Source organism: Pseudomonas sp. S06B 330 (genome assembly GCF_002845275.2).
Lineage (GTDB): Bacteria > Pseudomonadota > Gammaproteobacteria > Pseudomonadales > Pseudomonadaceae > Aquipseudomonas.
The window spans coordinates 4877144-4896540 of record NZ_CP088149.1; the positions used below are offsets into that span (position 1 = coordinate 4877144).

A 19397-nucleotide genomic window follows, 5' to 3' on the forward strand; every position below is an offset into this window, starting at 1 on the left:
GCCGTCTTACCTCACTTCGCCATCATGCTGGTGTGGATGCTGAACATGATCCACAGCGACAGGCCGACCAACAGTGCAATGACCATCGCTGTAAACAGGAAGGTCGACACGTTGGAGCGCTGCTCGGCGGAACGGTCCATGTGCAGGAAATACACCAGGTGTACCACTACCTGGATGACCGCCAGGGCCACCACCACCATGATGGTGATGTCCTTCGGCATGCTCGGGAACATCACCAGGCCGAACGGAATCGCGGTCAGGATCACCGACAGGATGAAGCCGATCACATACGACTTGACGCTACCGTGGTTGCCCTCGGCGTGGCTGTTATGTGCGTTAGCCATTTACAGAACCCCCAGCAGATACACGACGGTGAACACGCAGATCCAGACCACGTCCAGGAAGTGCCAGAACAGGCTCAGGCAGCTCATGCGGGTCTTGGCGGTACCGGTGATACCGTGCTTGTTGATCTGGTACATCATGACCGCCATCCAGATCAGACCTGCAGTCACGTGCAGACCGTGGGTACCGACCAGCGCGAAGAACGCCGACAGGAAACCACTGCGCTGCGGGCCAAAGCCCTCGGCGATCAGGTGATGGAACTCATAGATTTCCATCGCGATAAAGCCGGCACCGAACAGGAAGGTGACAGCCAACCAACCCAGCACGCCGCCCTTGTTGCCCTTGAACATCTGCAACATGGCGAAGCCGAAGGTGATACTCGAGAACAGCAGCAGTGCGGTTTCAACCGCGACAAAGTCCAGCTGGAAAATGTCGTGACCCGACGGGCCGCCGGCAAAACTGCCGGACAGCACCGCGTAGGTGGCGAAGAGCGACGCAAACAGGATGCAGTCGGTCATCAGGTACAGCCAGAAACCGAAGACGGTCATCTGGCCCGAGTCGTGGTGGTGATCGTCATGCCCATGGTCGTGACCATGAGCATGAGTGTCTGCATTGATTACATGACTGGACATTGATTAAACCCGTTCAAACGATTTGACACGTGCGCCATCCGGCGAACCGGTAGCCAGGCCCAGGGCCTTCATGCGCTCGCCTTCGATACGCGCCACTTCTTCGGCAGGAACCATGTAGCCCTGGTCGTCACGCGCAGCGTGGGCAACAAAGACAGCGATGGTGCCGACCAGGCTGGCAGCAACCAACCACCAGATGTGCCAGATGAAGGCGAAACCGAATACGGTGAGCAACGCACCCATGAACACACCAGTGGAGGTGTTGTTCGGCATGTGAATCGCTTCGTACTTGGCTGGAACCTTGTAAGCCTTACCGGCCTGCTTGGTTTCGTGCCAGGCATCCAGATCGACGTTCTCAGGCATGGTGGCGAAGTTGTAGAACGGCGGTGGCGACGAAGTCGACCACTCCAGGGTACGGCCGCCCCATGGGTCGCCGGTCACGTCCATGTTGTCCTTGCGATCGCGAATCGACACGTACAGCTGGATCAGCTGGCAAGCGATACCGAACAGGATCAGCACGGCGCCGAACACGGCTACGTACAGGTAGGGTTCCCACAGCGGGTTGTCGGAGTGGTTCAGACGACGGGTCATACCCATGAAGCCCAGTGCATACAGCGGCATGAAGGCCACGTAGAAACCGGAGATCCAGAACCAGAAGGCAGCTTTGCCCCACTTCTCGTTCAGGGTGAAACCGAAGGCTTTCGGGAACCAGAAGGCGAAGCCGGCAATGTAGCCGAATACCGCACCACCGATGATCACGTTATGGAAGTGGGCGATTACGAACAGGCTGTTGTGCAGTACGAAGTCAGCACCCGGAACAGCCAGCAGTACGCCGGTCATACCACCGATGGAGAAGGTAACCATGAAGCCCAGGGTCCACAACACCGGCGCCGTGAAGCGCAGACGGCCCTGGTAGATCGTGAACAGCCAGTTGAACAGCTTCACCCCGGTCGGAATCGAGATCAGCATGGTCGCCAGACCGAAGAAGGTGTTGACGCTGGCGCCCGAACCCATGGTGAAGAAGTGGTGCAGCCATACCGCAAAGCCCAGTACCGCGATCGCGCCCGAAGCGTAGATCATCGACTTGTGGCCGAACAGACGCTTACCAGCGAAGGTCGAGGTGACTTCCGAGAACACACCGAAGGCCGGCAAGATCAGGATGTAAACCTCAGGGTGACCCCACGCCCAGAACAGGTTGACGTACATCATCGGGTTCCCACCAAGCTCGTTGGTGAAAATGTGGAAATCCAGATAACGGTCAACAGTCAGCAGAGCGAGTGCAGCGGTCAGAATCGGGAACGAAGCGACGATCAGTACGTTGGCCCAGGTGCAGGTCCAGGTGAAGATCGGCATGTCCATCAGCTTCATGCCAGGCGCGCGCATTTTCAGCACGGTGGCAAGGAAGTTGACACCCGTTAGCGTCGTACCGAGTCCGGATAGCTGTAGCGCCCAGATGTAGTAGTCAACACCGACTCCAGGGCTGTATTGGATACCCGCCAGCGGTGGATAAGCTACCCAGCCGGTCTTGGCGAATTCACCGACACCCAGGGAGACGTTGACCAGCACTACGCCGGACACCAGCAGCCAGAAGCTCAGGGAGTTCAGGAACGGGAAGGCAACGTCACGCGCACCGATCTGCAGAGGCAGGGCCAGGTTCATCAGGCCGGTGAAGAATGGCATTGCCATGAAGATGATCATGATCACACCGTGAGCGGTGAAGATCTGGTCATAGTGTTCGGGAGGCAGGTAGCCCTCGGAGCCGCCGGTGGCCATGGCCAACTGCGTGCGCATCATGATGGCGTCGGCAAAGCCGCGCAGCAGCATGATCATCGCGACGATGATGTACATCACCCCGATTTTCTTGTGGTCGACCGAAGTCAGCCACTCGGACCACAGGTAGGTCCACTTTTTGAAATAGGTGATTGCACCCACCAACGCGAGACCGCCGAGCGCGATCATGGCGAGTGTCACCATGACTATCGGCTCGTGATACGGAATCGCATCCAGACTTAGTTTACCGAACATCTCTTACTCCTCTGCCCCAGCAGCTGAATGCATACTCACGTCCATCCCTTCGGTACCGGCCGCTTCTTTGCTCTGCTCTTTTTCGTGGACCGGCCGACCGCGGTTCATGCCTTCGTACTTGTCGACGATGGACTGGAACTGCTCAGGCGAGGCCACGCTGTACAGCGCGACTGGATTGTTTTCGCTTGTTTTGGCCAATGCAGCGTATTCAGCCGCATCCAGCTGTTTCGGCGATTGCTTGACTTCGTTCACCCATGCTTCGAAATCAGCCTGGGAGGTGGCGGTTGCCTTGAACTTCATACCGGTGAAGCCTGCACCGCTGTAGTTCGCCGAGATACCGTCGAACTCACCATTCTCGTTGGCGATCAGGTGCAACTTGGTGGTCATACCTGCCATCGCGTAGATCTGACCGCCCAGGCCTGGAATGAAGAACGAGTTCATCACCGAGTCGGAGGTCACGCGGAAGTTGACCGGCGTATTAGCTGGGAAGACGATCTTGTTGACCGTGGCAATGCCTTGTTCCGGGTAGATGAACAGCCATTTCCAGTCCAGGGCGACCACGTCGATCTGTACCGGCTTCACGTCGGAAACCAGCGGACGATACGGGTCCAGCTCGTGGGTGGTCTTGTAGGTCACATAGCCCAGGGCAATGATGATCAGAACCGGGATGGTCCACACCGCCACTTCGATCTTGGTCGAGTGCGACCAGTCAGGGGTGTAGGTCGCAGCCTTGTTGGAAGCACGATACTTCCAGGCGAACGCCAAGGTCATGAAAATGACAGGAATCACCACCAGCAACATCAAGCCGGTAGCGATCAGGATAAGGTTCTTTTGCTCAATGCCGACCTGGCCCTTCGGGTCGAGCAGGGTCCAGTTGCACCCACTGAGTAAAAGCATGCCTAAAAAGGGCAGAATGCCAAACAGTCTGGGGTAACGCTTTTTACTCATCTCACGACCTCTAGAGCAGCTTGCTTCAATGCAATTTGTGTTTTGGTCGCCAACACTTCGTCCTGCCAAGCGTCAGCATTTATGGGATCGAATACGGTTATGCCTTGAGGCCAGCTGCGGCGGCTCGGCATAAACCGGGTATTACGGTGTTTATTGTTTTGACTTCGTAGGCAACAGGCCTGTGTTCAGACCAATTCCATTTGGTGCGGGAAATCACGGAGGGGGGTCAGCCCGGCATCGCCGCAGGCGATGCTCGTCAGAGTCAGCAAAAAGAGCCTGGGGCTCCTTTAATCCTGCGACTCGCAAGCGGTGCCGAACGGAAATTGGGGGCGATTGTAGATAGGTCGCCAATCAATGACTATGACTAATTGAGCAACAGTCTTTTACAGAATTGACAACAATCAAGTCTGAAAAATCAGTTTCGCGACAGTTTGTCGCACCCCGCGCAACGCCCCTGAAAGCCTTGTTCTACAAGGCCTGAAGCTTGATACAAGTCAAGGAATGTGCGACGTCTAATGAAGTTTTCATTGCACATCTGACTTGCATCAAAACATGACTTTTGTCTAAGCCTTACGGCGGTTGCGGTAGATGCCCAAAGGAACCAGAACGGCGGTCAGGATGAACGCCAACAATGCCCATTGCGCCAGTGAAAGCCCCAGCACCGGCGGATAAGGCGTGGAACAGAATCCATCTACCTGGAACACCAGCGGCAGCACCGACGCCAACGGCAAGCCATCGACGATCGGTTGCAGGGTATCGATACCGCAGCTGATCGCAGGGTTGGCGAGGATATACACATGATTGCCAGCGGCGGCGATCCCACCGATGGCACTGAGTACCACCAGGCCTTCAAGCAGGGTCAGGCCGCGACGCCCGGGCATGGCAGCACCGATGAACGCGAACACGGCAATCAGCAGCAGTGCATAGCGTTGCAGGATACACAGCGGGCAGGGTGCCTCGCCGAGTACCACCTGCATATACAGCGCACCGCCGATCATGGCCAGGCAGATCACTCCAAGCAGGACCAGAAAGCGCCGTTCCCGGTTCAGGCGCGATGTTTGCTCGTTCATTGCATATCCTTAGTTGACTGAATGGCTCGACGGCCTGACCGGAATTCTACACGCGCAAGAAGACCTTCTAGAACGGTAAAAGTGCCGCGCCAGGCTGGAGTACCCCGCTGGGCAAAGCAGAATGCTCAATTGCCACTATCTTAGTCCTGTGGATTACCCTATCATTAACACTGTACAAATAAACAGTGTCGAGCACATCGATATTCAAAAGGCATGTGAGGTGATGAATGGCCGTCGAAGTGGTATACCGCAGCAGCCGCGATCTGGAGCGCTTGTTCATGGATAAAGCCGAAGCTGACCGTCACGACAAGATGCTCGAACTGGCCGAGCTGCTCGCCGAGGTCCTGAAGAAAGCCGTACCGTCGCTCAGTGAACAACAAGTCGAAGATGCCGGCATCTATATGGCCAAGAACCGCGACGTGTTCGCCAAAGCGTTCAAGAGCCAGCCCGACGCCTTGTCCGAGCTGCTCGCTGAGACAGCGAGCGAATAAAAGCCTCAGCTATAGATCAAGCGTTCAGCAAGCATCTGCGCCACCCGCGCCGGCGAGCGCTTTTCTGCCTGGGCATGAGCAAACACCTCGGTCAGGCGCGAGGGAATACGCGCGAGATGGGCAGTGATAACGCCCAGGTCTTCGCCACGGTGCTTGAGTGCGACATAAATCAAGCCACCAGCATTGATGACGTAGTCAGGCGCATAGAGTATTCCGCGGCTTTCCAGTTGATCGGCCACCTGCAAGGTGGTCAGCTGATTATTGGCCGCCCCCGCCACGGCCGCACAGCGTAGCTGCATCACACTCTGGCCATTGAGCACCGGCCCTACCCCGCACGGGGCAAAGATGTCGCAAGGCGTGCTAATCAGCATCTCATTGGCAACCGGCCGGGCATTGAACTGCTCAATGGCCAGTTGTACCCGGCCGGGATCATGGTCGCTGACCAGCAATTCGGCGCCAGCGGCATGCAGTTGCTCGGCCAATGCGTAACCGACATTGCCCAATCCCTGTATCGCAATCCGCAAGCCTTCGAGGTTGTCGCTGCCAAGGCGCGCCATCGACGTGGCACGAATGCCGGCGAACACCCCCATAGCTGCATGGGGCGAAGGATCACCAGCGGCAGTAGTACTGGTGACATGCTGAGTGGTCTGGGCAATGCAATCCATGTCCAGGGTCGAGGTGCCGCTGTCCACAGCGGTGATGAAGCGACCTTGCAGGGTGTCGACAAAGCGACCAAAGGCTTCGAACAATGCCGCGCGGTTTTCCACATGGGGGTTGCGAATGATCACCGCTTTGCCGCCGCCCAATGGCAAGCCCGCCAATGCCGCCTTGTAGCTCATGCCCTGGGCCAGGCGTATGGCGTCGATCATGGCGCTGTCGTCGTCTGGATAGGCCAGGTATCGACAGCCGCCCATGGCCGGGCCCAGGTGTTCGCTGTGAATGGCGACCACCGCTTTCAAGCCGGTTGCCGGGTCGATGCACAGGTGCAGCGATTGCGTGCGAGTACTTTGCATGAGCGCGAACATCAGCGGGCTCCTCAGTGAGGTGCTGATCCCAGTATAGGCTGCGCTTTGCCGATTGATGACAGCCCCCGGACCACTGGACGAAAAGCCCGGCCAGCGCTACATAATAAGCTTGAGCGGAGATTGTCATGAGCCCACGCCAAGCTTGTCTCACCTGCCTGGAACGTAATCCAGTAGCTTTGCTGGAAGCGGCGCTATGGGTCGCGGCAGAGCACGACAACAGTGTCCAACCGCTACTGATCATGGCTCAAGTCAGGACCTTGCAGCAAGAGGTCAGCGCCGGTTTGCCGATGCTACCGCTCAGTGAGCTGGCCCAACCCCTGTTGCGCAGGCTCAATGCGCTGGGGTTCCAGCAGGATGAGTATCACCCGTTACGCCCCCAGGCGGCCCTGCTCGACAAGGTTCTGGAGCGTCGCCGTGGCCAACCGCTAGCCCTGGCCTTGCTGACCTTGGAACTGGCGCGAGGCTTGTCGATCCCGCTGGAAGGGGTGAACTTTCCCGGGCATTTCCTCCTGCGCGTGCCCGGCGCCGATCACCTGCTCGATCCGTGCGGTGGCCGCAGGCTCTACCCTGCCGATTGCCGCGAACTGCTCGGCCGCCAGTTTGGTCCGCAATTACAGCTCAGCGCCGAGCACCTGCTTGCCGCGAGCCCACAGCAAATGCTCCAACGCTTGTCCCGCAACTTGCGTCAGCTGCATACGACCCATGACGATGACCTGGCAGCACTCAAAGATGCCGAACGGGTGCTGCAACTGGGCCCCGGCACCGCCAGCGACTACCTGGCCCGGGCCACCCTGTACCAGCACCTTGAATGCCCCCAGGCCGAACGCTTCGACCTGGAGCATGCCTTGTTGCTCAGCGACGATCCCATCCAACGCCTGCGACTGACCGAGCGTCTCGGCCAACTGCCGCCCTCAAGGCCGTCTGTACATTAACCAGGGGTGTCAGCCTGGCGGTCCGGATGCGCCAGGACAAACGCCGAATGCTCCCGCGCCAATGCGGCGACCCGGCGGATCCGCGGACAGTCGCTGAGGCTGATCTTGAAACGCTCGGCCGCATACAGTTGGGGGATCAGATAGACATCTGCCAACCCCGGCTCGTCGCCAAAACAGAACCCCTCATCACCAATCAGTTGCTCAACTGCCGCCAGGCCTTGGCTGATCCAATGGGCTATCCACTGGTTCACCTGGTCTTCGTCGTGCCCCATTGCACGCAGTTGCTTGAGCACACTGACGTTGTGCAACGGGTGCACATCGCAACCAATGAGCGCCGCCACACTGCGCACCTGAGCCCGCAACACAGGCTCTTCGGGCAACAGTGCCGGCTGTGGATAAACCTCCTCCAGGTACTCGATGATTGCCGGTGATTGCACCAGCACCTCACCGGAGTCGATCCTCAAGGCCGGCACCCGCCCCTGGGGATTGAGACTCAGGAAGTGCTCATCATACTGCTCGCCCTTGAGCAGGTTGACCGGCACGTACTGGTACTCAAGCTGCTTGAGCGCCAGGGCAATCCTCACCCGGTAGGACGAGGTTGAACGGTAGTAATTGAACAGCTCCATGGACCTGTCCTCTTAGTGCGCCGGCAGGATCTTGCCGCGGCACTCGCCAAAACCGATCGAGGCCACGCCATCACGGACGCAACGCGCGCGCAGAATAATCTCGTCGCCGTCTTCGAGGAACTTGCGCACCTCGCCCGAAGCCAGCTGTACAGGCTCTTTGCCGCCCTGGGTGATTTCCAGCAGGCTGCCGAACTGGCCAGGCTGGGCACCCGACAGCGTGCCCGAACCGAACAGGTCACCCGCCTGCAGCTGGCAACCGTTGACACTGTGGTGGGCGACCATCTGGGCGACGGTCCAGTACATACTCAAAGTATTGCTCAACGTCAGACGATGGGCTGGCAGATTCTGCTCGCGCATGCGTTCGGTCAGCAGTAGCACCTCCAGCTCGATATCGAAGGCGCCACCTGCCTGGTCACGCTTATCCAGCAGGTATGACAACGGCTGCGGATCACCTTCAGGACGCGCAGGTTGCGCGCAACGGAACGGCTCCAGCGCCTCGGCGGTCACCACCCAAGGGGAAATGGTCGAAATGAAGCTCTTGGACAGGAACGGACCCAAGGGCTGGTATTCCCACGCCTGGATGTCACGGGCAGACCAATCGTTGAGCAGACAGAAGCCAGCAATATGCTCGGCCGCTTCAGCGACAGGGATCGACTCACCCATCTCATTGCCCTGGCCGATCCAGATCCCCAGCTCCAGTTCGTAGTCCAGGCGCGCGCAGGGGCCGAAGCTTGGCTCGCTCTGACCAGCTGGCAGGGTTTGGCCTTTAGGGCGGCGTACATCAGTGCCCGACGGACGAATGGTAGAGGCGCGGCCGTGGTAGCCAATCGGCACGTATTTGTAGTTGGGCAGCAACGGATTGTCGGGGCGGAACAGCTTGCCAACATTCTTGGCATGCTCAATACCCACATAGAAGTCGGTGTAATCGCCGATCTGTGCCGGCAGGTGCAGTTGGCACTCGGCACTTGTCAGCAGCAGCGGTTTGAGCGCGGCCTGATGCTCGCTGTGCTCGCCGAGCAGTTGCAGCAAGCGCTCGCGCAAGGCTACGCGGGCAACACGACCGAGGGCGAAGAACGCATTCAGGGCACCACCACGGGTCGCCTCGACAGCGGCACGGGCCTCACCGTCGAACAGGCCGGCCGCCAAGGCGCCTTCCAGATCGAGAATTGCATCGCCAATGGCCACGCCACAACGCTTGCCCTGACCGTTGTGGCTGAAGATCCCCAGCGGCAGGTTTTGCAACGGAAAATCGCGATGCCCATTGGCGTGTTCGACCCAACTGCGGGCAATAGCGGACTGATTCATGGGTTATCTCCGATTCGGGGTGAAGGTGCTCGGCAAGGATGCCCAGCAACTATCGTAGTCGGCCTGCAGCTGCGGGCACTCAAGGGCATGACGGCTGGGGCGCAGCACCTGGCTGGTTTCGAACATGAAGGCCATGGTGTTGTCGATCTTGCATGGCGCAAGCTCGACGGCGATAGCCTTGGCGCAGGTCTCCGCATCCGGGCCATGTGCGCTCATGCAGCTGTGCAGCGACGCGCCGCCGGGCAGGAAGCCTTCGGCCTTGGCATCGTAGGCGCCTTGGATCAGCCCCATGAACTCGTTCATCAGGTTGCGGTGGAACCACGGTGGACGGAAGGTGTTCTCGGCCACCATCCAGCGTGGCGGGAAAATCACGAAGTCGAGGTTGGCCATGCCCGGCACGCTGGTGGGCGAGGTGAGCACGGTGAAAATTGACGGGTCCGGGTGGTCGAAGCTGACCGTACCAATAGTGTTGAAACGGCGCAGGTCATATTTGTAGGGCACGTTGTTGCCGTGCCAGGCCACCACGTCCAGCGGCGAATGATTGAGTTCACAGCCCCACAACTCGCCGAGGAATTTCTGCACCAGCTGGACCGGCCCCTGATGATCCTCATAGTGCGCCACCGGTGCGAGGAAGTCGCGCGGATTGGCCAGGCCATTGCTGCCAATCGGGCCCAGATCCGGAATACGCAGCGGTGCGCCATGGTTCTCGGCGATATAACCGCGAGCCAGACTGTCGAGCAACTCGACACGGAACTTCAGGCCGCGAGGGACCACGGCGATTTCCAGGGGCTCGACAATGAGCACACCCAGTTCGGTGACCAGGCGCAGACGCCCCTGTTCCGGCACCAGCAACAGTTCACCGTCGGCGTTGAAGAACACCCGCTGCATGGAGCGGTTGGCGCAGTAGTTGTAGATGCTGATACCGGCAGGTTTCTCGCTGGCGGCATTGGCGGCCATAGCAACCCAGCCATCAATGAAGTCGGTCGGCTCGCTGGGAATGTCCTGTGGGCTCCAGCGCAAGCGGTTCGGCGTCACCGCCCCCAACGGACCACCGGCCAGTTGCCGCTCCAGGCGCTCAAAGCGTGGGTGCAAGGCCGAAGGGCGAATGCGATACAGCCAGGTACGGCGCATTTCGCTGCGAGTCATGGTGAAAGCGGTGCCAGAGAACAGTTCGGCGTATAGGCCGTAGGGGGCCTTTTGCGGTGAGTTCTGTCCGACCGGCAAGGCACCGGGCAAAGCTTCGCTGGCGAATTCGTTGCCGAAACCACTCAAGTATTCAGGCACGGGGGTGCTGTCGAGGTTCATTGAGCCTCCGGGCCCAGAGCAGGCCGGTTGATGGCAGTTGGCTGCGAGCCGTTGAAGGTGGCAACACTGCTGCGTTATTTTATCGTAATTACATTACGCATAACGTAATTTGATTGACGAAGACCGTCAAGCTATAAAGACGCCCACCTGGACCACCCGGATCGAAAGCACCATGGCCAAAGCCAGCTCCCCCGCCGATAACACCGGCAAACAGAAGGTCCGTTCAGCTGAAGTCGGCACCGACATCCTCAAGGCCCTGGCACAGCTATCGCCTTCAACCTCGCTGTCGCGCTTGGCCGAGCATGTGGATATGCCAGCGAGCAAGGTCCACCGCTACTTGCAGGCCCTGATTGCCAGTGGCTTTGCCGAACAGAATCCGGCCACCAACCACTATGGCTTGGGCCGTGAAGCCTTGCGCGTGGGCCTGGCGGCCCTGGGCGGGATGGACGTTTTGAAAGTCGCGGCCATGCCGCTGTCGCAGTTGCGCGACGACCTCAACGAAAGTTGCTTCATTGCTGTGTGGGGTAACCAGGGGGCTACGGTGGTCAACATCGAGCCGGCCGTGCGCGCGGTGACCGTCGTTACCCAGATCGGCTCGGTGCTGCCGCTGCTCAGTTCATCCACCGGGTTAGTGTTTGGCGCCTACCTGCCGGAGCGTGAGACCGTCGAGCTGCGCGATCAGGAATTGGCCGCTCTGAATCACACCACCGAAGCGTACGAGACACTGTTTGCCGACATTCGCCAGCGTGGCCTGCATCACGTCCACGGTTTGTTGATGCCCGGTGTCGATGCGCTTTCGGCACCGGTGTTCAACGCCGTTGGCAAAATTGCCGCCGTGTTGACGGTGGTCGGCCCGACCTCTATTTTCCATGCGGATGAACAAGGTCCGGCAGCGCAGCAATTGCTGGCCGCGGCGAAGATGATCAGTTGGCGCATGGGCTACGAACAAACACCTTAAGATTGCTTACAAAGGCTCACACTCATTCATCGACGCCTGCGCTAATGTGAACTGCGTTTAACTGTTGCCAGAGGCGCAACAGTGAATGTCCAAATCGGCTATTTTTCCTTCCGACTCAGCAGCCTATTCTGTTTGCAGCTGGACCGCGCCATCACTGGCAGCCGCTCTGGACCGGGCATATCAAGCGTGTACACCCCGCTTCCCGGCAACAGGTTCACCGACGTTGATTTTGAAGCTCCTTGATCTACGTCTTACTTGGCCGCTGCATTGCAGCGGCCTTTTTTATCTCTGCAATTCAGTCATCGCCATCATCAAAGTGAAAGCGGTGCAGCAGCCGGTGAGCGATGGGGGCCAGTATCAACCCAATGCTGGCAACAAACACCAACCCGACATACAAGCCATAAGCGGCAAAGAACAGTTTGCCGCCGACACTATCGGGCAAGATTACCGGCCCTACCCCACCCAATAACAAGGTGGCGTTGAAGATGGCGTCGTGCAGGGGAATATGCGGCTCGAAGTACAGGTGGCCGAGCACGCCAAACAGAATCGACACGATCAACAACACACAGGCCGCCAGGCCATGGCGCAGCAAACGAAAGCGAAACTGGCGGGGTGAGATCACCGCTTCGGCCTTGGACTCGTACATCCGGTGTACTCCTGCATCAATCATGGCCGCCCAGCATAGGCAAGATTGTCGGGCGACCACAACCTCAGGCAGGTAGGCGTTACTGAGAGAACTTCTGCAGATTGGCCATCATCTGCTGCAATGCTTCCAGGCTGTCCTTTGGGTGCACAGCGTCAGCGAAATCGCCGATGTCCTGCCAACTGGCCGCCACGTCCTCTGGGGTGAAGCCCTGATGCGGGTTGAAACCCACGCCCAAGCTACGCTCCCAACGAGTTTTACCCACCCAGCCACCGCCCACTTCGTACAACCCACCGCTGTCCTGACACTGCTCGCTGCCCAGGTACACCACCAGTGGGCTGATCAGCTCCGGCTTGAGCTGTTCAAACACCTGAGGCGGAATCAGTCCTTCGGTCATGCGTGTGCCACCTGTAGGAGCAATGGCGTTGACCAGGATGTTGTGTTTGCGCCCTTCAATGGCCAAGGTCCGGGTCAGACCATAAAGACCGAGTTTAGCCATGCCATAGTTGGCTTGGCCGAAGTTGCCATAGATACCCGAGGTGGAGGCAGTGAAAATCACCCGGCCCCAGTTTTGTTCTCGCAGATGCGGCCAGGCAGCATGAGTAACTTTGTAGGCACCTTCGACATGCACCTGATAGACCTGCTGCCAATCGCTGTCGTCCATCTTGTGAAAAGTCTTGTCACGCAGGATGCCGGCATTGTTGACCAGCACATCAACCCGTCCAAACGTGTCCAGTGCCTGCTCGACAATACGTTGACCATCGGCCACAGAATCATGGTTGGCCACCGCGCTGCCACCCGTTTCACGAATCTGCGCCACCACCTGATCCGCTGCTGAGGCACTGGCACCCTCGCCGTGGGTCGAACCGCCGAGGTCGTTGACCACCACCTTTGCGCCGTAACGGGCAAACAGTAAGGCGTGGGCCCGACCCAGGCCGCCGCCAGCGCCGGTCACAATCACCACTTTATCGTCCAGCCGCAGCGAGTCGCTCATGCTCAACACTCCAGGAAATCAACACGGAATACCCGAGTGTCGGCCAGCACCAGCCAGCACACAATCAAGCGGGCACAGGGTGAATGGCAGGTGATAAGGCCAGACGATGATGGACCCGGCCTGGCCCCTCAGGACCAGGCTACCTTCTGTGGCAGGTGGGTCAGCGGCTGTTCACGAAACGCTATGTAGTGGCGCAGCACCTGTGCCGGTGCTTCGGTATGGGGGTAGTGACCGATGCCTTGCAGCAGCACGGTATCGGGATGCGGCACCAGTTCCAGGTAACGCTCAAGCATATGGGCGCCGGACACTGGATCGACCGCGCCATTGATAAAGCGCAGGGGCACGCCGTCTTTCTGCATGGCGCCAACCCAACGTTCACGATGAACCGCCCGCTCAGGCACGTAAGTGACCAGTTTGTGCAGAATCCGCGTGCCACGGTTCGATACCATCAGGCTCCAGTAGTCATCCAGCGCGCTTTCGCTGGGATGTGAGCACGGGCCATAGATCTGGGTTACATGACGCACCAGGTCGTCACGCCCGAAGGAGCGCGCCACCAGCCAGCCCAATCGGCTGAGCAGCAGCTTCTGAATCAGCAGCGATCGATGTCGCTCAGGAAACAGACCGCCATTGAGGAAGACACAGCTGGCGATATTCGCTCGGCCTTCATAGTGCCTCGCCAGCAACTCCTGGGAGACACTGCCACCATAGTCGTGGGCAAGCAGATGTACCGGCTGATCAACCTTTAGGTGTTCGAGCAACGCCTGTTGCAGATCAGCCTGCTCAATCAGACTGTAGCGGTGGTGGACAGGCTTGGCTGAATCGCCAAATCCAAGCATGTCACAGGCAATGACCCGGAACCGCTGGGCCAGCGGCGCCCACAGGTAGTGCCAATCCCAACTTGCTGTGGGAAATCCGTGAATAAGCAGCAATGGCTCGCCTTGCCCTGCTGTCCAATAGCGAATGGTCTGGTCGCGGAAGGTAAAACTCAGGCCCCGGGTACGCCAGACGCACAATGGTATCTCGGCCAATGGCATCAGCGTAGTCCCGGCAAATAATAGAAAAACGTCGTGTTGAGCAAGGCATCTGTTGCGATCATTGCAATCACCTCGGCACATTCGTGTGCTCTACTGTGAAGCAGTCTAATCAGCCTACAGACAAAGGTAAGTTGCATTGGCAGCCAGCTTATTGACCTTGTGAGTCAGGCCACAAAATAGTGCAGCCTTACAGCAGCAAGCTCATTATTGGTGCAGCAAACAGGTTGAGCAGCCCAGTCAGGACCATTACCAAGCCGGCAACAGAGCCCTCCTCACCGCCCACTTCATGGGCCCGGCTGACCCCGGCGCCATGCGCGCCGACACCAAACAGCGCGCCACGCGCCAAAGGCGTACGCAACGGCAGGAACTTGAGCAAGACCCCACCGAACATTGCCCCGAGCACGCCTGTGAACATCACAAAAACGGCCGTCAGCTCTGGCACTCCGCCCAGATCCCGAGCCAGAGGCATGGCAAAGGGAGTGGTGATCGAACGTGGCACCAGCGAAAGGCTCACCGCGTTATCCAGTGACAACAAATGCGCCAGCCCCCAGGAGCTGGCAATTGATGCCGTGCTGCCCACCAGCATCCCCAGGGTCAATGCTGGCCAGTGGCGAACCAACAACGCACGCTGCTGCCAGATAGGTACAGCAAAAGCCACCGTCACCGGCCCGAGCACCGACATCAGCCAATGGGTGTCTCGTGAATATTCGGCATAAGCCGTGTTCAGCGGTACCGCAACCGCCAGCAGCAGAACCGGAACCAGGATCAGCGGCGACAGCAGGTAACGACCGGTGCGCCGGTACAACCAGCGACTGCCCAGATAGGCCAATAGCGTCAAGGCCAACCAGAACAGCGGCATGGGCTCAAGCGTCATGACGCATCCTCCAGCGACACACCCATTCCACCGTCAGTGCCGTCAGCACCATGACCATCAAGGTGCTGACGCCAATTACCAACAGGATTCGCCAACCCTCATCGCGCAGCAGGCTGCCATAGTCGAGTAGGCTCATCAGTGCCGGAATAAAGAACAGCAGCATTTCTGCCATCAGCAAGCCAGCGCCCAGTTGCAAGGCAGCCGGCTTCAGCCAGCCGAACGCGAAGGCCAACAGCAACAATGCCAGCCCCATGACACCGCCAGGGATCGGCCAACCGAGCCAGGCTGCCAACTGACCGCCAACCCCATAGAGAAACAGGAATACCGCCAGCTCGGCGAGTAGGCGCAGGAAGCGTTTGATAGATGCAGGTTTCATCGCGGGGACCTCTTCAAGGCTCCATTCTAAAAGCTCCTTTCCCACGCTAAAAACGAATTGTTAGACTGGTATCAATTCCAAAATGGAATCCAGGCAATGGAATTCAAACAGCTACGCAGCTTTGTCGAGGTGATTCACCGCGGAGGTTTCACTCAAGCCTCGCACTCCCTGCACATCAGCCAGTCGGCCGTCAGCAAGCAGGTAGCCCAGCTGGAACAAGACTTAGGTGTTGCCCTGCTCGAACGTCAAGGCTCGCAGTTGCACCTGACGGCCGCTGGCAAAATTGTCCTGGAGCGCGGCGAAGCCATGTTGCGCCTGCGCCAGGAGTTGCAGAACGAACTTGATGACCTGAGCCAGCTCGGACGCGGTGAACTGCGTCTGGGCCTACCGCTGCTGGGCAGCGATGCGCTGTTTGCGCGACTGTTCGCTGAGTACCGTCGGCGCTATCCGAACATCAGTATTTATTTGCTCGAAGGTGGCAGCCGCAATGTCGAGCAGGCGGTGTTGAGTGGCGAGCTGGAACTGGGTGGCAGCCTGACCCCAAACGATCCGGCGTTTGCTTTCCAGCCATTTTGCAATGAACCGCTGGATGCCCTGCTGCCGATTGATCATGCATTGGCCGGAACTGGTCAGGTCAGCTTGGCGCAGTTGGCCGACACGCCGTTCCTGCTCTATCAGCGCAGCTTTGTTCTCAATGATCGGCTACTCAGTGCCTGCCAGCAGTTGGGCTTTACGCCCAAGGAAGGCGGACGCAGCAGCCAGGCCGACTTCCTCGCTGCGCTGGTAGCCGCTGGCCAAGGCGTGGTGCTGCTGCCAAGTATTGTCGCCCGAGGCCTGGAACGCCCCGGCGTGGTCCGCCTGACGCTGAGCGAACCGGTAGACCTGCGCTGGGACATCGCCTTTATCTGGCGCCAGGGCGCCTACCTGTCACGCGCAGCCCAAGCCTGGTTGCAATTGCTGCGCGAGCAACAGTCGGCTTGATCAGCCACGCAACGTGCTGACCAACTCGGCCAGCCACGGTTCGGCATCGGTTTCTGGTGTAACGGTTTCACTGGCATCCAGGCGCAGCATCGGCTGCACTTCGCGGATGCCAAGTTCAATAAACAGCTCACGCATCTGCTCGCCGCCGCCACAGAAGGTGTCGCCATAGCTGGAATCACCCAGACCGATGACAGCACCTGGCAAACCGCGCCAGGCAGCCGGCAGCACGTCGCGAATTTCACTGAACAACGGTATCAGGTTATCGGGCAGCTCACCCATGCCGGTGGTCGAGGTCACAGCCAGGAAGGCTTCAGGGACGAAGCCCAGGAGGTCTTGCAAAGTGGCGCGATTGGCATGCCAGGCCTCGAAACCTGCGGCCTTGAGCAGGGATTCGGCATGCCGTGCGACTTCTTCGGCGGTACCGTAAACCGAACCGGAAAGGATTGCGACTTTCATAGTGGATTCCGAAACTGAGTAAAAACGTAGGATACTAACATTCAGCACTGGCAAAAGGCCTCATTCTCCAGTGTGAGCCACAGGCTCAATCCTCTAGAATCAGCCGCCGCGCCCTGACTACACGATACGGACTTCGCCATGATCAACGCCAAACTGCTGCAACGCATGATTGACGCTTCCAACGACGGCATTGTGGTCGCCGAACAGGAAGGTGATGACGACACTATCTTGATCTATGTGAACCCGGCGTTCGAGCGACTGACGGGCTATGACGCCAACGACATTCTCTACCGCGACTGCCGCTTCCTGCAGAACGGCGACCGTGACCAGGCCCCGCGCGCACGGATCCGTGAAGCGATCAAGAGCGGGCAACCAAGCCGGGAAATCCTGCGCAATTACCGCAAAGACGGTACCTGGTTCTGGAACGAACTGTCGATTACCCCGGTGTTCAACGAAGCCGATCAACTCAAGTATTTCATTGGCATTCAAAAGGACGTCAGCCGCCAGGTAGAAGCCGAGCAGCGTGTAATCGAACTGGAGCGCGAGTTGGCCCAGGCTCGGGCCCGCATTGCCGAACTGGAAGCCGACGAACGGTAAAAACCAAATCGCCGTTTGCTTGTCCATGACGGTGAAGAAATGCATCCACGACTGACACTTCGAGTTCGACCATGCAAGCAAACGCCCTCCTGACTCAGGACGAGCTGGACTTCATCAGGACCATGCAACACACCTTCCAGCCCGCCGTGGCTGAGTCTGTGTCGCACCTGATGGTCAATGGCGGCAGCCAGATCAAAGACCTGCTAACCCGATTGATTGCCCAGGAGCAGGTGACCCTGCAGGCGCAGTTCGAGAACCAGCAGATGAGTTTTCCCCTGCACTTGGTCGAAGACGAATTTCACGCACTGCAGTTACAGTTGGGTGCACCGCACATCTATGAAGACGGCCCGATGATGCGTCCGTGGCGCCTGACCCTGGATACGCCGGTGGCGCTGGAAGACGAGCTGGGCCTGAGTACCGGCCTGTGGGTACGGGAAATTTCTTTCAAGGGTGTGCTGCTGGAAATCCGAGACCAACCTGAGCCACCGAGCAGCTTCGACCTCTGGTTTAGCCCGGCCAACGGCGCGCCGATTGCCCTGCACGGCGTCCTTCAGCGACGTACCGGACAGAGTTTGGCTGCCTACAACCTGAGCGAGAGCCAACAGAGCGAAATCGAACGGCTACGCGAGTACATTCTCCAGGCCCATCGCCAGACCCATCCAGAGTTGCACCCTCAGCTGTCCAGGTGACCCGCCAGGTACTGCTGCAAGCGACGACGCATCAAGCGCCCCTCACTGCCCAGGCACGCCACCTGCGATCCGATCAGGCTGTCTTGGGCCAGGTCCGCAGCCTCTCCTGCCAACAACAATGGGCACTCCAGTGCCAGGCTCAGGCGGGCCAACTGCTTTGGCAGGTCTTGCGCCAGCAGACAATTGGAGAACAGTACCAACGCGTGAGGCGCCATGCGCTCACAGACCAGGCTCAACTCTTCCAACGGCTGTCCCACCGCCAACACCGTCACAGCAATATCACTGCTACCGAGCAGAAGCGCTGCCACCAGCAACTCCAGCTCCCGGCAATGCCCGGGGATCGCTGCCAGCAACACCCTGACAGGTTGTTGGTCAGCCGAGAGCTGTAGGCGCTGCAGCACCCGCCCGCGCAGAAAACTATCGAGAAACAACCACTCGCTCTGGTGGCCGAAGGCTTCCTGGGTGCTACGCAGTTCCTGCCAGACCGGCAAGAGGATGTCCTGGAAAGCCACTACCAACGGATAACTGCTGAACACCTGACCGTAGACTTGCTCCAGGCGGCGCTCATCAAACACTCTCAGCGTCTGGCGCAGTAACAGCTGCCATTGCTTGAAGTCATCCACAGAAGCCTGATTGCGCAGGGAATCAACTTGTGGCTTGAGGCTCTGGCTACGGGCGAGAATCTTGCCGACCTTGCTCACCGCCACGCCTCGTTCGATCCAACCGAGGATGCTACGGACTTCGTCGATATCAGCCTGGGAATACAGGCGGTGCCCACTTTCGGTGCGCGTGGGCTGTATCAGTCCATATCGGCGCTCCCAGGCACGTAACGTGACCGGGTTGATACCTGTCAGACGGGAGACTTCGCGAATGGGGTACAGCTCCTCCTGAGCGAGGTTGCCAGGATTCGGAGAAGGCTGGGCAGGCTCAAACATTGCCGGAAAACCACGATTCTTGAGGGACGAGGCATATTCTACTCTGCGCGACAGGGCTCAGCACTGACGAGTCAGGTTATTTCAGGAATAATCCGTGCCCGCTTTTTGCATGCAAGCAAATGCCGTCCACCACCCCGGACGCATTTCATGGGCAGGCCACCC

22 protein-coding genes are annotated in these 19397 nt (G+C 58.8%); 6 read left to right on the top strand and 16 right to left on the bottom strand.

What is annotated here, in order from left to right; genetic code table 11:
- Positions 1–11: 11 nt before the first annotated feature.
- The 5 genes from cyoD to CX511_RS21935 form a co-directional block, all read right to left on the bottom strand.
- Entirely contained in the window at positions 12–344 is a 333-nt protein-coding gene (gene cyoD, locus CX511_RS21915; RefSeq protein ID WP_045188206.1) for a cytochrome o ubiquinol oxidase subunit IV, read from the bottom strand.
- Complete coding sequence (locus CX511_RS21920) at positions 345–974, bottom strand: cytochrome o ubiquinol oxidase subunit III (RefSeq protein ID WP_045188204.1); 630 nt, start codon at positions 972–974, stop codon at positions 345–347.
- Positions 975–977: 3 nt separating this feature from the next.
- Positions 978–2996, bottom strand: a complete 2019-nt coding sequence (cyoB, locus tag CX511_RS21925) for a cytochrome o ubiquinol oxidase subunit I (RefSeq protein WP_045188202.1) — start codon at positions 2994–2996, stop codon at positions 978–980.
- Positions 2997–2999: 3 nt separating this feature from the next.
- Positions 3000–3944 carry a ubiquinol oxidase subunit II gene (cyoA, locus tag CX511_RS21930; RefSeq protein ID WP_045188200.1) on the bottom strand — a complete coding sequence of 315 codons (945 nt, stop codon included), beginning with the start codon at positions 3942–3944 and terminating at the stop codon, positions 3000–3002.
- A gap of 563 nt (positions 3945–4507) precedes the next feature.
- Entirely contained in the window at positions 4508–5014 is a 507-nt protein-coding gene (locus CX511_RS21935) for a disulfide bond formation protein B (RefSeq protein WP_045188198.1), read from the bottom strand.
- A 227-nt stretch (positions 5015–5241) separates the two neighbouring features.
- On the opposite strand from CX511_RS21935, the gene CX511_RS21940 reads away from it, so the two are divergent.
- Positions 5242–5505 carry a YebG family protein gene (locus tag CX511_RS21940; RefSeq protein ID WP_045188196.1) on the top strand — a complete coding sequence of 88 codons (264 nt, stop codon included), beginning with the start codon at positions 5242–5244 and terminating at the stop codon, positions 5503–5505.
- Between the two features lie 5 nt (positions 5506–5510).
- Here the strand turns inward: CX511_RS21940 and CX511_RS21945 are convergent, their stop codons facing one another.
- Positions 5511–6530, bottom strand: coding sequence for a Leu/Phe/Val dehydrogenase (locus CX511_RS21945; protein ID WP_045188194.1), 1020 nt, complete (start codon positions 6528–6530; stop codon positions 5511–5513).
- A 125-nt stretch (positions 6531–6655) separates the two neighbouring features.
- Here CX511_RS21945 and CX511_RS21950 point away from each other — a divergent pair, with 125 nt between their 5' ends.
- A complete protein-coding gene (locus CX511_RS21950) occupies positions 6656–7462 on the top strand; it encodes a SirB1 family protein (RefSeq protein ID WP_045188192.1) in 807 nt (268 codons plus the stop codon).
- Here the strand turns inward: CX511_RS21950 and maiA are convergent.
- From maiA to hmgA, 3 genes are read right to left on the bottom strand one after another with little or no spacing between them, the layout of a single operon-like run.
- Positions 7459–8088, bottom strand: coding sequence for a maleylacetoacetate isomerase (gene maiA / locus CX511_RS21955; protein ID WP_101292468.1), 630 nt, complete (start codon positions 8086–8088; stop codon positions 7459–7461). The two genes, CX511_RS21950 and maiA, sit on opposite strands and share 4 nt — an antisense overlap.
- A 12-nt stretch (positions 8089–8100) precedes the next feature.
- On the bottom strand, positions 8101–9393 hold the full coding sequence (gene fahA, locus CX511_RS21960) for a fumarylacetoacetase (RefSeq protein WP_045188188.1): 1293 nt from the start codon (positions 9391–9393) through the stop codon (positions 8101–8103).
- Between the two features lie 3 nt (positions 9394–9396).
- The gene (hmgA, locus tag CX511_RS21965; protein ID WP_101292466.1) at positions 9397–10698 is read right to left on the bottom strand and encodes a homogentisate 1,2-dioxygenase; all 1302 of its coding nucleotides are present in this window, start codon (positions 10696–10698) and stop codon (positions 9397–9399) included.
- A gap of 172 nt (positions 10699–10870) precedes the next feature.
- Here hmgA and CX511_RS21970 point away from each other — a divergent pair, with 172 nt between their 5' ends.
- The gene (locus CX511_RS21970; RefSeq protein ID WP_045188184.1) at positions 10871–11656 is read left to right on the top strand and encodes an IclR family transcriptional regulator; all 786 of its coding nucleotides are present in this window, start codon (positions 10871–10873) and stop codon (positions 11654–11656) included.
- A 295-nt stretch (positions 11657–11951) separates the two neighbouring features.
- On the opposite strand, the gene CX511_RS21975 is transcribed toward CX511_RS21970, so the two are convergent.
- The 5 genes from CX511_RS21975 to CX511_RS21995 form a co-directional block, all read right to left on the bottom strand.
- Positions 11952–12302 (bottom strand): hypothetical protein, encoded by a 351-nt coding sequence (locus CX511_RS21975; protein ID WP_045188182.1) that lies wholly within the window; start codon positions 12300–12302, stop codon positions 11952–11954.
- 79 nt (positions 12303–12381) lie between these two features.
- Positions 12382–13293: an SDR family oxidoreductase gene (locus CX511_RS21980; RefSeq protein ID WP_045188180.1), complete on the bottom strand. Its 912-nt coding sequence runs from the start codon at positions 13291–13293 to the stop codon at positions 12382–12384.
- Between the two features lie 128 nt (positions 13294–13421).
- Positions 13422–14327, bottom strand: a complete 906-nt coding sequence (locus CX511_RS21985; protein WP_101292464.1) for an alpha/beta fold hydrolase — start codon at positions 14325–14327, stop codon at positions 13422–13424.
- A gap of 187 nt (positions 14328–14514) precedes the next feature.
- On the bottom strand, positions 14515–15201 hold the full coding sequence (locus CX511_RS21990) for an LrgB family protein (protein ID WP_101292462.1): 687 nt from the start codon (positions 15199–15201) through the stop codon (positions 14515–14517).
- A complete protein-coding gene (locus CX511_RS21995) occupies positions 15191–15577 on the bottom strand; it encodes a CidA/LrgA family protein (protein WP_045188174.1) in 387 nt (128 codons plus the stop codon). Before CX511_RS21995 ends, CX511_RS21990 begins: the two co-directional genes overlap by 11 nt.
- A 96-nt stretch (positions 15578–15673) precedes the next feature.
- On the opposite strand from CX511_RS21995, the gene CX511_RS22000 reads away from it, so the two are divergent.
- Positions 15674–16558 (top strand): LysR family transcriptional regulator, encoded by an 885-nt coding sequence (locus tag CX511_RS22000; protein WP_101292460.1) that lies wholly within the window; start codon positions 15674–15676, stop codon positions 16556–16558.
- On the opposite strand, the gene CX511_RS22005 is transcribed toward CX511_RS22000, so the two are convergent.
- Positions 16559–17014 carry a flavodoxin gene (locus tag CX511_RS22005; RefSeq protein ID WP_101292458.1) on the bottom strand — a complete coding sequence of 152 codons (456 nt, stop codon included), beginning with the start codon at positions 17012–17014 and terminating at the stop codon, positions 16559–16561.
- A gap of 138 nt (positions 17015–17152) precedes the next feature.
- On the opposite strand from CX511_RS22005, the gene CX511_RS22010 reads away from it, so the two are divergent.
- Together CX511_RS22010 and CX511_RS22015 are read left to right on the top strand one after the other, a co-directional pair.
- A complete protein-coding gene (locus CX511_RS22010) occupies positions 17153–17611 on the top strand; it encodes a PAS domain-containing protein (protein ID WP_101292456.1) in 459 nt (152 codons plus the stop codon).
- Between the two features lie 71 nt (positions 17612–17682).
- Complete coding sequence (locus tag CX511_RS22015) at positions 17683–18300, top strand: hypothetical protein (RefSeq protein ID WP_045188166.1); 618 nt, start codon at positions 17683–17685, stop codon at positions 18298–18300.
- On the opposite strand, the gene CX511_RS22020 is transcribed toward CX511_RS22015, so the two are convergent.
- On the bottom strand, positions 18285–19235 hold the full coding sequence (locus CX511_RS22020; protein WP_101292454.1) for a MerR family transcriptional regulator: 951 nt from the start codon (positions 19233–19235) through the stop codon (positions 18285–18287). The two genes, CX511_RS22015 and CX511_RS22020, sit on opposite strands and share 16 nt — an antisense overlap.
- Positions 19236–19397: the final 162 nt, after the last annotated feature.

Bases quoted from the DNA above. Each gene is read 5' to 3' on its own strand.
- cyoD (WP_045188206.1), bottom strand. From the start codon at position 344: ATGGCTAACGCACATAACAGCCACGCCGAGGGCAACCACGGTAGCGTC.
- CX511_RS21920 (WP_045188204.1), bottom strand. From the start codon at position 974: ATGTCCAGTCATGTAATCAATGCAGACACTCATGCTCATGGTCACGAC.
- cyoB (WP_045188202.1), bottom strand. From the start codon at position 2,996: ATGTTCGGTAAACTAAGTCTGGATGCGATTCCGTATCACGAGCCGATA.
- cyoA (WP_045188200.1), bottom strand. From the start codon at position 3,944: ATGAGTAAAAAGCGTTACCCCAGACTGTTTGGCATTCTGCCCTTTTTA.
- CX511_RS21935 (WP_045188198.1), bottom strand. From the start codon at position 5,014: ATGAACGAGCAAACATCGCGCCTGAACCGGGAACGGCGCTTTCTGGTC.
- CX511_RS21940 (WP_045188196.1), top strand. From the start codon at position 5,242: ATGGCCGTCGAAGTGGTATACCGCAGCAGCCGCGATCTGGAGCGCTTG.
- CX511_RS21945 (WP_045188194.1), bottom strand. From the start codon at position 6,530: ATGTTCGCGCTCATGCAAAGTACTCGCACGCAATCGCTGCACCTGTGC.
- CX511_RS21950 (WP_045188192.1), top strand. From the start codon at position 6,656: ATGAGCCCACGCCAAGCTTGTCTCACCTGCCTGGAACGTAATCCAGTA.
- maiA (WP_101292468.1), bottom strand. From the start codon at position 8,088: ATGGAGCTGTTCAATTACTACCGTTCAACCTCGTCCTACCGGGTGAGG.
- fahA (WP_045188188.1), bottom strand. From the start codon at position 9,393: ATGAATCAGTCCGCTATTGCCCGCAGTTGGGTCGAACACGCCAATGGG.
- hmgA (WP_101292466.1), bottom strand. From the start codon at position 10,698: ATGAACCTCGACAGCACCCCCGTGCCTGAATACTTGAGTGGTTTCGGC.
- CX511_RS21970 (WP_045188184.1), top strand. From the start codon at position 10,871: ATGGCCAAAGCCAGCTCCCCCGCCGATAACACCGGCAAACAGAAGGTC.
- CX511_RS21975 (WP_045188182.1), bottom strand. From the start codon at position 12,302: ATGTACGAGTCCAAGGCCGAAGCGGTGATCTCACCCCGCCAGTTTCGC.
- CX511_RS21980 (WP_045188180.1), bottom strand. From the start codon at position 13,293: ATGAGCGACTCGCTGCGGCTGGACGATAAAGTGGTGATTGTGACCGGC.
- CX511_RS21985 (WP_101292464.1), bottom strand. From the start codon at position 14,327: ATGCCATTGGCCGAGATACCATTGTGCGTCTGGCGTACCCGGGGCCTG.
- CX511_RS21990 (WP_101292462.1), bottom strand. From the start codon at position 15,201: ATGACGCTTGAGCCCATGCCGCTGTTCTGGTTGGCCTTGACGCTATTG.
- CX511_RS21995 (WP_045188174.1), bottom strand. From the start codon at position 15,577: ATGAAACCTGCATCTATCAAACGCTTCCTGCGCCTACTCGCCGAGCTG.
- CX511_RS22000 (WP_101292460.1), top strand. From the start codon at position 15,674: ATGGAATTCAAACAGCTACGCAGCTTTGTCGAGGTGATTCACCGCGGA.
- CX511_RS22005 (WP_101292458.1), bottom strand. From the start codon at position 17,014: ATGAAAGTCGCAATCCTTTCCGGTTCGGTTTACGGTACCGCCGAAGAA.
- CX511_RS22010 (WP_101292456.1), top strand. From the start codon at position 17,153: ATGATCAACGCCAAACTGCTGCAACGCATGATTGACGCTTCCAACGAC.
- CX511_RS22015 (WP_045188166.1), top strand. From the start codon at position 17,683: ATGCAAGCAAACGCCCTCCTGACTCAGGACGAGCTGGACTTCATCAGG.
- CX511_RS22020 (WP_101292454.1), bottom strand. From the start codon at position 19,235: ATGTTTGAGCCTGCCCAGCCTTCTCCGAATCCTGGCAACCTCGCTCAG.